General features: G+C 36.6%; 8 protein-coding genes and 1 pseudogene. 5 read left to right on the top strand and 4 right to left on the bottom strand.

Annotated elements, in window-relative coordinates; genetic code table 11:
- Positions 1-291: 291 nt before the first annotated feature.
- From I6F10_RS12160 to I6F10_RS12145, 4 genes and pseudogenes are all read right to left on the bottom strand, one after another.
- The gene (locus tag I6F10_RS12160) at positions 292-1,266 is read right to left on the bottom strand and encodes a putative phage abortive infection protein (protein WP_165742630.1); all 975 of its coding nucleotides are present in this window, start codon (positions 1,264-1,266) and stop codon (positions 292-294) included.
- A 383-nt stretch (positions 1,267-1,649) separates the two neighbouring features.
- A complete protein-coding gene (locus I6F10_RS12155) occupies positions 1,650-3,821 on the bottom strand; it encodes a S46 family peptidase (protein ID WP_197098905.1) in 2,172 nt (723 codons plus the stop codon).
- A gap of 98 nt (positions 3,822-3,919) precedes the next feature.
- A pseudogene (locus I6F10_RS12150) lies at positions 3,920-5,959 on the bottom strand (EAL domain-containing protein).
- Between the two features lie 224 nt (positions 5,960-6,183).
- Positions 6,184-7,971 (bottom strand): M61 family metallopeptidase, encoded by a 1,788-nt coding sequence (locus I6F10_RS12145; RefSeq protein ID WP_197098904.1) that lies wholly within the window; start codon positions 7,969-7,971, stop codon positions 6,184-6,186.
- Between the two features lie 204 nt (positions 7,972-8,175).
- On the opposite strand from I6F10_RS12145, the gene I6F10_RS12140 reads away from it, so the two are divergent.
- The 5 genes from I6F10_RS12140 (at position 8,176) to I6F10_RS12120 (ending at position 14,054) form a co-directional block, all read left to right on the top strand.
- Entirely contained in the window at positions 8,176-9,711 is a 1,536-nt protein-coding gene (locus I6F10_RS12140; protein WP_197098903.1) for a GGDEF domain-containing protein, read from the top strand.
- Positions 9,712-9,773: 62 nt separating this feature from the next.
- Positions 9,774-11,117, top strand: coding sequence for a nucleotide 5'-monophosphate nucleosidase PpnN (gene ppnN / locus I6F10_RS12135; protein ID WP_197098902.1), 1,344 nt, complete (start codon positions 9,774-9,776; stop codon positions 11,115-11,117).
- A gap of 10 nt (positions 11,118-11,127) precedes the next feature.
- On the top strand, positions 11,128-11,901 hold the full coding sequence (gene xni, locus I6F10_RS12130; protein ID WP_197098901.1) for a flap endonuclease Xni: 774 nt from the start codon (positions 11,128-11,130) through the stop codon (positions 11,899-11,901).
- A gap of 69 nt (positions 11,902-11,970) precedes the next feature.
- Positions 11,971-12,354 (top strand): DUF3192 domain-containing protein, encoded by a 384-nt coding sequence (locus I6F10_RS12125; protein WP_024596929.1) that lies wholly within the window; start codon positions 11,971-11,973, stop codon positions 12,352-12,354.
- 11 nt (positions 12,355-12,365) lie between these two features.
- Positions 12,366-14,054 (top strand): hypothetical protein, encoded by a 1,689-nt coding sequence (locus tag I6F10_RS12120; protein WP_197098900.1) that lies wholly within the window; start codon positions 12,366-12,368, stop codon positions 14,052-14,054.
- The last annotated feature ends 44 nt before the right edge of the window (positions 14,055-14,098 follow it).

The raw sequence follows: 14,098 nt of genomic DNA, 5'->3' as shown, positions 1-14,098 counted from the left end.
CTAATGACAATAAGTACAAATTCATCAAACTGCTTCTCATCTTCGGATTACGATTTGTTAGTTTGAATATGTACCAAGGCAGCCTAAACAATCACACTCCCTAGCTCGAAAAGGGGCATAAACGAGTTAGTTATAATGTCCGCAAATGGTACTAAGACAATAATCGGCAACCAGCAATATCTAATTTTGAAAAGTTTGGATAATGATGCCTGAGTTACAACTTAAATCCTTTTCTTTTTTTATACTGCATTAGATAACCAAAAGCTTCGATAGGAATATTGTATAAGTGAGCTAGTTTTCATTTTTATAGGCTTCCACTGAGAGTTTTCCAAGCAGTGTTTCTGCACCGAATGCACTTATAAAACAGTTATTATTTACACTTACATAATTTGAAAGTAATGCTTCTTCAATATTTATTTGAAGTGGGGTTATTCCATCTAAACCTGTTTCATCTATAATACATGAAATATCTTCTAAAAGACTGTATTTAACAACTAGCTCTTTCAAGTCCCTAAAGCTTGGATCATTTGCTAGTAAGACTAAAAAAATGAAAGACTTTTCATATTCATTTATTTGGGCTTTAATAATATTAAAATAAATATCTTTAAATTCTATACCATCAGCCTGATCAACAAAGTTAAGTATTGAACAAAGAAGTTTAAGATAATTTCTTGTAAAGCTTCCGTCCATCTCAAGAACTAATTTTGTTATATCTGCTAAATTACCTCTCCCATTAGAACAGTAGTGAACGCATTCAATAGTATTAACAATCGATTTAAATACTTCATTTCCTTTAGCTTTTTCGAAATTAATATTTTCCAAATTATCTACAAAAAATTCTCCTTTAAATTCATTAAATAAACTATGATCGAAATTAAAGTCATGAAGGTAATCACTGTTTTGAGTTCGTGAAATAGAAAGATTATTAACCAGCTCTGTGAGAAATTTCATATAGCTATAAAATGAAGATTCAAAATTGCTTAATCTGGCTTGTATTTCCGATCTATTAAGTTGCGCTGCTGAGAGGTCTATTGAGTTTTTTGAGTTTTGTAGAGCATCGTGATTCTGGCGCAATGTATGTAGAATGAGTAGCAGGCTACAAAAGCTGAGTATGGGGGTTAAAGTACCACTAAATAAAGTCGCAGTATTTGACCAGTCGGTTATCTTGTTAGAAAACCCAACACCAAAATTATTAACAAATAAAATCGCTACTAAAGCAAGCGTTGTTAATATAGTAATAAAAATCAAAGTGACTAGATTTTGCATTTCTTCTTTTTTATAGTAAATACGGACTGTTTTACACGATATTATTAAAGCTATTCAATTACAACTAGGTAGAAATTTTTAATTTATTTCATAAGGTACCAAAAATTTATAATCAAAGCTTCAATTCTAAATTTTACTGACGCAAGCCCCCGCTTTGAGCGATAACCGGTCATTTATGTGAGTAGTCATTAATTTAGTGAAAAAAGAGGAACTTTCCTCTTTTTTACATGTTTATATAGGCTACAGAAAGCATAATATTTATAGCTGGCAATTAGTAGCCATAAATAAACGAATCAAATAGTAGCCATAAATAAACGAATCAAACATCAACAAAAAAGGCGCTTCCTTTACGGTAAGCGCCCTTCTCTAATCTCACTAATTACTTATTTTACGATTGTCATTTCGTCTAACAAGTTTTGTGCATTATCTACTTTATCCATTACCCACAGCATGTAGCGTGAATCAACATGGATTGAGCGATTAAGCTCAGGGTTGTAATCCCAATCACCAATAATACTTTCGTAAACACCATCAAACAGTAAACCAACAAGCTCTGCTTTACCGTTAAGTGTTGGCGAACCTGAATTACCACCGGTAGTGTCTACATTTGATAAAAAGTTAACGGGTACTGTATTCATGCCACCGGTGTAATCACCGTAAAGCTTGGCTTTAATTTGCTCTTGTAACTTTTTAGGTGCATTAAATGGGTCAACATCGGTGTTTTTAGCGAGTAACCCTTCAAGCGAGGTAAAAGGTGTTGCTACCAAGCCATCTTGAGGTGAGTAGCCACCTACGGTGCCATAGGTTACTCGTAATGTGCTGTTGGCATCGGCGTATACAGGTTTGTTTTTAGCTTTGTTAAACGCAATGATTGCGCTCATTAGCTCTGGGCGAGCTGCTTGTAATTTACCTGCAAGTGCTTTTGATTTATCTTCCTCTGCTTTCATTACTTTAAATATTGCTTTAGCGTACTGCACAAATGGGTCTTGGCTTTGATTTAGCTGGCTAAACGATTGCTCAAATAATGAATTTCGAACAGTGGCATTATCAAGTCTTGACTGTTCATACATGCTATCAAGTAACGCGCTTTGGGTTGCTTTATCAAACCCATTTTGTACTTTAAATACGTTATCAACGTCGCTAAAACGCTCTTCTTTTGGAAATGCTGCATACAGTTCTAAAAAGTGCAGTAAAATAGCTTTGTCTACTTTGCTATCATAACGGCGCGTCATGCGCTCAAGCCCTGCTTTAATGCGCGGTAGGTCACGTTCTTGATAACCAGATTCACGTTCGCTATTTGGCTTTTGTTTTTCGTAAGCTAAGCGGTATAAACGTCGTGCTGTGCTGATCATTTGTGAGCGGTGCACATAACCTAACATACGGTCGCGTTCACTGTGCTCTTGTGATTGCGCAATTAGCTCAGATAGCTCACCTAATACGCTTCCGTATTGCTCTTTACGCTCACCATCACTATTGATCCATTGTGTTAAGTCTTGTTCAAACTGTTTTTTGCGCTCAAGCATAGTGCCTTTTTTGAAGCTTTCGATCATCGAACCATAGTTTTTAATATAGTTGTTATAACCTGCAATGGTGCTTTCGTAAGCAATACGCGCTTTACTGCCGTCTTCTGAGTTTTCTTCAATAAGCGACACGTATTTTGAGTTATGAACGCGTGCTTTAGGGTAGCTGTCGTTAAATACGTTATCTACCTCTGTTGCAATGCGGTATCGGTTAGTACGCCCTGGGTAGCCTGTAACCATTACAAAGTCGCCTTCTTGCACGCCTTTGGCACTTACTTTTAGGTAGGAGTCAGGTACGTAGGGTACGTTGTCTTCGCTGTACTCTGCAGGTTTTCCATCTTTGCCTACATAAGCGCGGTAAAAACCAAAGTCGCCTGTGTGGCGCGGCCACATCCAGTTATCTATATCGCCGCCGTATTTACCTACGCCCATTGCAGGTGCATAAGATAAGCGTACGTCTTTAATTTCAAGTGACTTAATTAGGTAAAACTCTAAACCACCATGAAACGAATACACATTACAACGATAGCTTTCGTCGGCTTCACACTGGGCTACTAGCGCTTTTTCATTTTTTTCGAGTGCGTCGTAGCGTGCTTTTGCTGTTAACTCGTTAGTACCTTTAATTACTTCATCTGTTACGTTGGTAACCGTTTTTGTTACATAGACGCGTGAGCCCGGCGCTGCAGGTAAATCTTCTGTAGGACTTTTAGCTAAAAAGCCATTTTCTAAAATATTGTTTTCAGGTGTTGAGTTGTATTGTACCGAGCCATAAACACAGTGATGGTTTGACACAACTAAACCCTTAGGCGATACAAACGATGCTGTACAGCCACCTAGGCTAATTACCGCATTCATTGGGAATTCGGTTAATTTAGAAATAGATTCAACATCAATTTCAAGCCCTTTGGCTTTTAAAATTGATTCTAACTCTGGAAGTTGGTGTGGTTGCCACATGCCTTCGTCGGCTATGGCACTACTTGCAAATGATAAAGAAAATGTGGCTACTAATGTAGCTACAAGAGGTTTTAAACGCATTATAGAATCCTTTTTATTTGTTTCTATAACAGGTTACTCGCGATGGGACAATAAGGTCAATAGCCGTGCAATGAATTGTTACAATCGAGTGTTTAATCTTACTTTTTATCAAAATTCATCGAAAAATCAAGAAACTGTTTTGCTGGTATTGGTTTACTAAAATAGAAGCCTTGCATAAAATCACAACCCAATTCGTTCAATAAAGTATGCTGCTCTTTTGTTTCTACACCTTCGGCTACCACTGTCAGTCCTAAGCTGTGCGACATAGCAATAATTGCCTTTACGAGATTACAATCTTCATTGTTTAGTACAATACCATCAATAAAACTTCTATCTATTTTAAGTACATTAAAAGGGTATTCTCTCAAATAACTTAATGATGAATAACCTGTACCAAAGTCATCCATTGATAAGTTAATGCCTAATGCAGTAATTTCAGTCAGTATATCAACAACATTAGTGTGGCAACTCATCAATACTCCCTCAGTTATTTCAAGCTCTAAACTTTCGGGGTTTACGTTTGCTTCACTCAATGAGTTTTGAATAAAACTGAGCAGCCCTACGTCTCTAAATTGGCGAGGAGATAAGTTAACAGCCATGGTGTATTTTTGTTGGCGTTTACAGGTACTTTGCCATGTGTTTAAAAAATCTAATACTTGGCTAATTACAAACTTACCAATAGGTACAATTAATCCTGTATTTTCGGCAATAGGTATAAACTCATCGGGTGTTACATTACCTAGCACAGGGTTATGCCAGCGTAATAACGCTTCTGCACCAATGATGTGTTTATTTTTGGCGTCAAATTGGGGCTGGTAGAATAACTCAAATTCATTACGCTCAAGGGCGCCACGCATCTGCTCTTCTATTACTAGTCGGCGCTGAATAATTACGTTCATCTTTTTAGTAAAAAATGAATAAGTATTACGACCATATGATTTTGCTTGATACATTGCAGTGTCAGCATTTCGTAATAAATCAGCAACGGTTGTACCATTTTCTGGGTATATGGCTACACCAATACTCGCTGTTAGTATGTGTTCCCGGCCCTCAATTTTAAAAGGGGCTCTAAAGTTATTGACCAGTTTTTCAGTAATTTTTAGCGCTGCATGGTGATCAGTTATACCTCGTAGTAATACGATAAACTCATCTCCACCTAGGCGCCCTACCGTGTCGTCTTTTCGCAGTGCCTCTTGTAGCCTTTGCGCTGATTCAATTAAAAGTTTGTCTCCTGTTTCATGGCCTAAAGAGTCATTTATTTTTTTAAAATCATCTAAATCTAAAAACAGTACCGCTGCTTTTTCGTTATTTCTTTGTGCTTCAATAAGTAATTGCGACAAACGATCAAGTGCTAAAAAACGATTTGGAAGCGAAGTTAAACTATCGTAATACGCTTGATGTCTAATTAGTTCATCTGATTTATGCTGTTCGGTAATATCTCGAATAATAACCATTAACTGGTTATGTTCTGTTATTTATTCTTGCTTCAAAAAAACGAGCCCATGGGGCAAAGCTAGCTCGTATTTAAAGCTCATCATCTGCTCTTTTTCTAATACAAGGCTGATATAGGTTTCAAATTTTTTGGCTACATCTTGAGGGAGTACATCACCCATTTTTTTACCAATAAATTGCTTTGGCTTGGTGTAGAGATCGGTCTCATTACTGGCATGATACTCAATAATAGTTCCATCATTTTCCATCAAGAAAAATAAGTCAGGAATTGCTCCAAAAATAGTTTTTAGCATATGCTCATTAAATGACGCATCTGCTTGTGCCTTTTTAACCTCAGATAAATCAATATCAATACAGTACATTTGTTTTGTATTATATTGATTTGTAAACATAACATGGCTGGAAAAAACCGATACATTGTTTCCATCTTTGTCTTGTAAGATATTTTCAGATGCTGGAATTTCTATATCTTTTTTTACCCAATCACTATGTGCGTTAATAACTAATTCACACATTGGCTCTGGAATTATAAGGTCTTCTATTTTTTGTCCTATGGCTTCTTCTTTGGTATATCCATAAAGTCGCTCACTGCCTTCATTCCAATAAATAACACGACGTTCATTGTCATAACCTTGAACAGAAATAACATTTACCGCATCAAATAACTGATGCAAATAGTCGTTAATTACAAATTAGTTGGTTAAGTATGAAGCAACGTCGTCTAATTTCATTTTGAGGCTATATCCATAAATAATTTTATTTAATAATAGGAAAATACTAAATAATAATTAAATTTAATTTTAACATTAAATTTCCATGTACATTATATACGCCATTATACAAAACAAAAAAAGAGCCGAAGCTCTTTTTAATAATTGTTAACTGTATTTAAACGCTATAAAAACTGAATTTATTTTTTTGTCACATCATTTGGATGTTCCACGCCAATCCATGCTTTAAATAGTGCTTTTTGCTCAGGCGTTGCCTCTTTATCAGCAACTACTTTTTTAGGCTTATCAAAATCTTCTGATAATACTAATGTTAAGCTTTCAAGAGCATCGCGACGAAGATAGTCAATGGTTACTTTATCGCCCGCCTCAAACGTCTCTAGGCTGGTTTTTAAATCTTTACCTACGTGATGTTTGTTTATAGCAACAATTTTATCATCGGTAGTTAAACCCGCTTTCCACGCACTGCCACCACGGCGTACATAACTTAACGTCAGTAACTCGCCCGTATTTTTAGCGGTAGCATCAATACTTGCAAGCGCTTTTGCTTTTTCAGGGCGCTCAAATTTTAAACCTACTTTAGTAAGTAAGTCGTCAAAGTTAATACTTGCAGGCGACTCAACATTTTCTTGCCACCAGCTTGAATAATCACGCCCTGTTAAATCTTTTAAGATATTAAGTACATCTGTATCTGTAAATCCAGCTGGCATTTTATGATTGTTATAAAGTGCTTTGTGTACGTCGCGGTAGCTTATTTTACCTTGGCTTTTTTCAAGTAGGTCGATATCTAAAGCAAGTGAAAGTAACGAACCTTCTGAGTAAATATTAGTGCTGTAGTTACGTGCGTGATCGCCACCTTGATTAATCCATTTATCAAAGCTTGTTTCACTTGCGCTTTGTACTTCACGGCCCGGTGTTTGCAAATGGCGATTAATTGTTTTACTCATCACTTTAAAAAATTCATCCGTTGTTTGAATGCCTGAGCGCACTAATAAATGATCTTCAAAATAACTTGTTGAACCCTCTGCAATCCAAAGCAGTTTTGAATAGTTCATATTAGTGTAATCGTATGGCACTAAACCTTGAGGGCGATATGCTTTTACATTCCATGTATGAATAAATTCGTGTGCGGCTGTGCTAATAAAACCTAAGTAATCTTCGCGACTACCAAATCGGTCACGTGGACGTTGAATAATTGTTGAGTTTAGATGCTCTGTTGCACCACCAGCACCTGATGTTGCATGCACCATAAATACATAACGTTCATACGGATAGTCATCCCAAATTACATTACCCGTGGCAACTAATTTTTTAAGATCTGTAAGCATTAGCTCTACATCGTAGTTACCATCGCCCCAAACAACTAAGTCGTATTCACGCCCTTCTACTTCAAATGTGTGCAGTTGATTAATACCCGTTTCGATTGGTGAATCAACAAGTACGTCGTAATCGGCTGCTTTAAATGAGTTTTTGCCTTTAAAATTGTCCATACCCGATACAGAACGCCACTTTTTAGGTACGTCTAAATTAACGGTTACAGGCTCTTGGCGAAACGAGTCACTAAACATAAAAAAGCCTGATGCATCTATAAATGCATGGCTGTCGTCAATGTGGCGAGCACGTTTACCAAGTTCATTTGCGTACACTTGGTAGTCAACATTTACTTCTGTAGGCTCATTAAGATGTACACGCCATGTACTGTGATCTATTTTTTCCCATTTTAGTTCTTTGCCATCTTCGTCTTTGGCTTTGAAGTAGCGAATGCCATTTGCAAGGTTTAACATTTCGTAGCGACCCGTGCGCCACGCAGGAAGTTTTATATCAAGATGTGCTTGCGCAGTTTTTGGAAACTCGACACTTACATCACCTAAATGATGCTGTGGCTGCGAAATTTCTAAAGAATAATTTACATCGGCAAATACAGGCGCTGAACATGCAGCTAAAATTGAAAGGGCTAATAACTTTTTCATAGAGACTCTTAGTGGAAACTTAATTGCTTACAAGACTAACAAGCCCCTATTTAAAAGTGAATTAAATACGATAAATGACCCTATATACGAGTTTATAAGTAGTAGCTTATTAAAATTTCTAAGTTTTTTACTAGATAACTACACATAATAAAAATTTGTTGTAAACTGAAGATAATGAAATTAATTTGATGGCGGTACGCTTAGGTGTCACAAAGATCTAACGCAACAGATAAAAAGCTAAAACAAGCAATAGATGCGCGTATGGTTGTTGAGAGTGCTCGTAAACATCAAGTAGATGTTCTATGTGACTTTACAGCTAAACTATCGTTGAGCTGCAAAGGACTAGATATCGAGTTAGATAATCGCCTCGCCAAATTTAGAAGTGCGCTTAATAAAGGCGTGAGTTTTGAAGACCTTGCGCCCCTTATTAGTGAAACTTTAATTCTACTTAAAAACCAAGAATCGATTCAACAAACTCAGCAACGTAATTTATTCGACAGTGTGCAAAATGCCGGTAAACAATTACAAAAAACCAAAGGTTTACCTGACGATACTCGTAGAACTCTAAGAAATCTACTCGATCACGAAATTAATAATGTTCATTCAACTCATGGGTACATTCCGCTACTTGATCAACTTATTAGCTTTTATCATGAAGCATTACTTACCAAGCAAGACCCTCAAGTAGATCAGCAGCGCCCAGTAAAACAGGCGCGTGCAAAAAAACTGCTTGAGCTCGCAAATGAACTTATACTTGAAGAAGAAGCTACGCTACAAATTAATAATATAAAAAATCATATTACTGAAAGTGACTCAATCGATGCATTACTTGATGCAGCAATTAGTATTATTGATGTAGTGGTTAAAAATATAAGTAAAGAGCGTAAATCTGCGCAAAGCTTTTTAGTTTCATTAAATCAAACCCTCGAAGATCTTCATAACTCTATCATCTCAACTAGCAAGCACTCTGAGTCTATGGAAGTTGAGTTTGACTCACTTAATAAAAGCATTGAACTAAAAATAAAAAATCTTAATGAGCAAACGCAAAAAGCAACATCAATCTCATCTTTAAAAGAACTTGTAGATAACGAATTAAAATCAATAAGTGAAGATTTTATAGCAAAAGAAAAGTTAGAACGAAAAGACAGAGAAATGCTTAGCGCTAGCTTTAATGAAATAAATACTCGAATTGTTACTTTAGAAGATAAGTTAACAACGTATAAAAAACGCTTAAATGAACAGCGCTTTAAAAGCTTACTAGATGGGCTTACAAAACTGCCTAACCGTGCTGCATTTGACGAACGTTACAATCACGAAATGCATTTGTTTAATGTGCAGCCATCAGATGTTACGCTTGCAGTTATTGATGTTGACCACTTTAAATCTATTAATGATAGATTTGGCCACACCGCAGGTGATATTACCTTACAAGTTATATCAAAAGCGTTGCAAAAATCGGTAAGAAAGTCGGATTTTATAGCGCGTTACGGCGGTGAAGAATTTGTACTATTAATGCCAGGTGTGTCGCTTGAAAACGCAACCCTACCCTTGGATAAAGTAAGAAAGGTAATTAAAAATATACCTTTTAAATTTAGAGAAAAACAAATTGAGATCACTATTTCGGTAGGTGCAACTCAATTTAAAAAAGGCGATACCCTATTAAAGGCATTTGATAGAGCTGATGATGCACTTTACGAAGCCAAAAATTCAGGGCGAGATAGACTTTGTACCAGTAAATAATGTCATAGCTATTATAACTTTTATGACAAGTAGTTTTACGATTTAGCAGTAGGAGCACGTCTATGTTAATACAGTTAAACCCAACTGGGGTTTTAGATTTACTGTCGCAATTAGAAGTTGATTTATTAGAGCAATCGTCTGCTAGTGAGCGTTATAAGTTATTTAGAAACTGCGTACTTGCAGTGCTCAATGTAGGCAGCCATACCGACGACAGTAACGATATATACGACAAATACAAAGATTTTGATATTCGTTTAGTAAGCCGCGAACGAGGCATTAAAATTGAGCTTGAAAACCCACCCGCAACCGCATTTGTTGATGGCGAAATAATTACCGGTATTCACGAACATATATTTTCTGTTATTCGTGATATTTTGTTTATTTGTCAAAAATACGAAAAAGATTTAAAAGAGCAAAAAGCCATAACCCATATGGTGTTCGATATGCTCAGAAATGCAGGTGCACTGCGTGTTAAAAGCGAGCCTAACATGGTTGTTTGCTGGGGCGGACATTCAATAAACGAGGTTGAATATAAGTACACAAAACAAGTAGGTTACGAACTTGGTTTACGTGGATTAAATATTTGTACCGGTTGTGGTCCTGGTGCCATGAAAGGCCCAATGAAAGGCGCAACTATTGGCCACGCAAAGCAACGTAACACCGATAATCGCTACTTAGGCTTAACAGAGCCAAGCATTATTGCTGCCGAGCCACCCAATCCTATTGTAAACGAACTCGTTATTTTACCTGATATTGAAAAACGCCTTGAAGCTTTTATTAGAACAGCTCACGCAATTATCATTTTTCCTGGTGGCGCAGGTACTGCTGAAGAGTTGTTATATTTATTAGGCATATTGTTGCACCCAGATAATACTAAACAATGTTTACCTGTTATTTTAACTGGCCCCAAACAAAGCGAGGCGTACTTTAAAGAGCTATGCGAGTTCGTTGAAATGACACTTGGTAAGGAAGCGTTGGATAAGTTTGAAGTAATTATTGATAATCCTGAATTAGTCGGTCAAAAACTAAAGTCATCGATGGCTAATGTTCGTGATTACCGTAAAAGTGAAGGTGATGCCTACTACTTTAACTGGACATTAAAAGTAGATAACGACTTTCAACAACCTTTTGCACCAACACATGAAAATATGGCAAGTCTTGATTTACATCTTGATCAGCCAAAACAGCTACTAGCGGCTAATTTACGCAGGGCTTTTTCAGGTATTGTTGCTGGAAATGTAAAAGACGAAAGCGTTAAAGCCATTAAGCAAAATGGTCCATATGTTTTAAGCGGCGAACCTGCCCTTATGGAAAATATGGATACGTTATTACAAGCATTTGTTCTTCAAGGTCGTATGAAACTCCCTGGCAGCAAATACGTTCCGTGTTACAAAATAAAAGCATGAGTTTTATAGTTTGAAACCTCATTTACTTCTTATCGATGCGCTTAATTTAATTAGGCGCATTTACGCCGTTGACGCTAATCAAAAACATCACAGCGACGAGCAAATGATACAAACGTGCTGTGCACGTGTAGCCCACGCCTGTAAAAAGCTTTTAGATACCAGTAATGCAACCCATGCTATTGCTGTGTTTGATGGCGACAAAAGCTGGCGTTATCATTTTTATAGAGACTACAAACACTCGCGCGCGCCAATGCCTCAAGTATTAAAGGACGCCCTATTGCATTTTAAAACTTCAATTGAAGAAACCGGCATTGTTGTATTTGAGCCTATTAACGATGAAGCCGATGATATTATTGCAACGCTTGCGTTTAAAGCATCAAATAATCAAATAGCTAATACTGTTGTTTCTACCGATAAAGGCTTTTTACCTTATATTGGCCCTTACATTACAGTTTACGATTACTTTAAAAAGCTCTATCTAGATGAGACAAGTATAAAAGAGCGTTTTGGTGTTGAGCAAAATAAACTCGTTGATTTTTGGGCATTAGCGGGCGATAAAACAAATGATATTCCGGGAGTTAAAGGAATAGGTACTAAATCTGCGCAGCAAATAGTTAATAACTATAACTCAATTGAACAAGCAGCCGAAGATGAGTCTCTAAGCCCGAGTATTAAAGCAAAGTTAGCCGCTAATATGGATATGTACGTAATTTCAAAGCACTTGGTTAGTTTACGCACCGATATAAATTTAGGTTTTAGTTTAAAGCAGTTAAGACTTAATTAGTCGCAAGTTAATAGCCTCTAAACATTACAAAACGTATACTGATATTAGTTACCGGAGTCAGAGTAAGCCATATTGAAAAAATTTATCCGATATTTAATTTTAGGTTTAGGGCTATATGCACTGATAGCTGCATTGGTGATTACCTTTTATAAAGACGATCCTCAAGCTATGATTTGGCAAGACCGAGAGGCTTTCAATAAACGTTACATCGAAAAACTATCACTTGAGCAGCCAACAACACTAAATAGTGTTCTTGATTACTTAGGCAGCCCCGATCTTACTTATGCCAAACGAGATGGTGAACAAGTATTTCAGATAGTTTTTTATCGTACACAACATAAAACATCTGACGGTATTACCACTATGGATGAATGTACTGGCCTATTATTTAAAAATGGGCAGCTGTTTTTATGGGGCCCGAGTGCATACAATAAATACCAAGAACAAAATTAGGTGAAGGTTTAATGGATGAAGCTGTTTCAACTACCTTAGAGCAGCTGCTTAATAATACGCAGCTGTTTTTAAGTTATTATAACAATAAACAAAAATGGACAGCTCTATATCCAGTGGCAAGTAAGCTAGCTGAGCAATATAGAGTGCTCTACAGCAAACAGCCATTCGCATTACAATCCCGATTAACGCTTTATAATCCAAGTTATTCTTATGCAACAAATTTAGTTGTTAGTCAGAGCGTCATAACTGCTGCCCTGTGTAAATCTCAAAATTATAATAGTGCCTTAAGTGAGCTATACATAGCCGCTACACTCATTGAACATTTATGTGTTGGAGCGCAATTAAACAAGCTTTGCGAGCAAACACCTTTTCAAGATTCTGATAAAAAAATTTGGAAAATGCGTCATCAGTTAGCAGCAAAAGTAATGTTAGCTAGTGACGATTCAGCAAAACCTGTTACGCAGTTACTAGCTAAATTAAATAAGTATAAACAAGCATTGGTAAGTGCTCCTAAAATAATGCTTTACGATGGGGGCATAACGCTGATTGCTCTAGCAAATATTATTAGCATGAACATTACGAGCAACACGGCTAATAAACATATTAGCTTATATAAAGCACTTACCGATTTGTACATTCGCACACCTAACTTGTTCGCACTGCAATTAATTAAATCACTAATAGCGCATTTAGGGCCATTATTACCGGGAAGCCGCGTTTTATACGCTGAGCAAACCATGATTTATTTAGCAACTGATGCACAACAACGGCATGTTTTAATTAGTACAGCAAATCCAAATAAATTAACCTGGTACAGAGTAAAAGCAACGCTTAACGATAATCCAAAACAATGGCATTGCACTGATAAAACCATTAGCTTCAAAGTATTTAACAGTGAACATGTAAAACCACAAAGTGAGCTTGAGGTTGATAAGGCACAATCTTTACTTGAGCTAATAAGTAATATTAAGTTACAGCACGAATACAGCTATAAAGGATTAAGCCTGCTGATGGCGCCTCACCCTCTCGTAATTGCTAATTTATGCGAGGCAGTAAAACCATATAATAAAGAACATCAGCCCGCAAAAGACTTAAAACATAGTTTATCTATGGTCGGTTATTATAATGCACCTGCAATAATTCAACGGGTTGTTTTTGAACAATTAGTTAATGTTACCCCACATCCATTGCAAGCCTACGTGACTAACAGATTAAATGGATTAGTAAAAATAATGGCTTTATTGGTTAGTAAAAATGATCATGACCAGTTTGAGCACATTACTTTACCTTTATACGCTTACGCCCATTTTTTATTAACGCAATGCAGTACACAGCTTTCTCGTAAAACGCTGATTGACGACACACCAAATAAAACATTGAGTGCCCCTATTTGCTCATTTTTTGGGGTAAGTTCAATTAACACCGAACAACTAACACAACAGCTTACTCATTTATTGAGTGACAACCCATGGACTGCAGCACTCTTAGAAGCAGAGCAAACACCTAAAAAGCACTTAACTGAGGCCCATAAACTTTGGATCTCACTTAAGATTGTTGCTCAAAATGTGTTTAAACCTGAACTTTCGCTAACTCCGTGGCAGCAGCAAACGTTAAATGAACAGCTAAAAATACTCAAGTGGCATAACCAAGCTGATTTTTATCAACAATTAGAATCTCTTGAGTTGTTTAATAGTATTTAGTTTATTAGAAGCTATTTTATGTCTTTATACCCATTATAACTTTC

The organism is Pseudoalteromonas sp. SWYJZ98 (assembly GCF_015864495.1).
GTDB classification, from domain to species: Bacteria; Pseudomonadota; Gammaproteobacteria; order Enterobacterales; family Alteromonadaceae; genus Pseudoalteromonas; species Pseudoalteromonas distincta.
Note: the sequence above shows the minus strand (reverse complement) of the source record. Positions and strands in the feature narration are given on the sequence as shown.

What these genes read in the sequence shown, in the direction of transcription:
- I6F10_RS12155 (WP_197098905.1), bottom strand. Translation starts at nt 3,821, where the DNA reads ATGCGTTTAAAACCTCTTGTAGCTACATTAGTAGCCACATTTTCTTTA.
- ppnN (WP_197098902.1), top strand. Translation starts at nt 9,774, where the DNA reads ATGTTAATACAGTTAAACCCAACTGGGGTTTTAGATTTACTGTCGCAA.
- I6F10_RS12145 (WP_197098904.1), bottom strand. Translation starts at nt 7,971, where the DNA reads ATGAAAAAGTTATTAGCCCTTTCAATTTTAGCTGCATGTTCAGCGCCT.
- I6F10_RS12120 (WP_197098900.1), top strand. Translation starts at nt 12,366, where the DNA reads ATGGATGAAGCTGTTTCAACTACCTTAGAGCAGCTGCTTAATAATACG.
- I6F10_RS12160 (WP_165742630.1), bottom strand. Translation starts at nt 1,266, where the DNA reads ATGCAAAATCTAGTCACTTTGATTTTTATTACTATATTAACAACGCTT.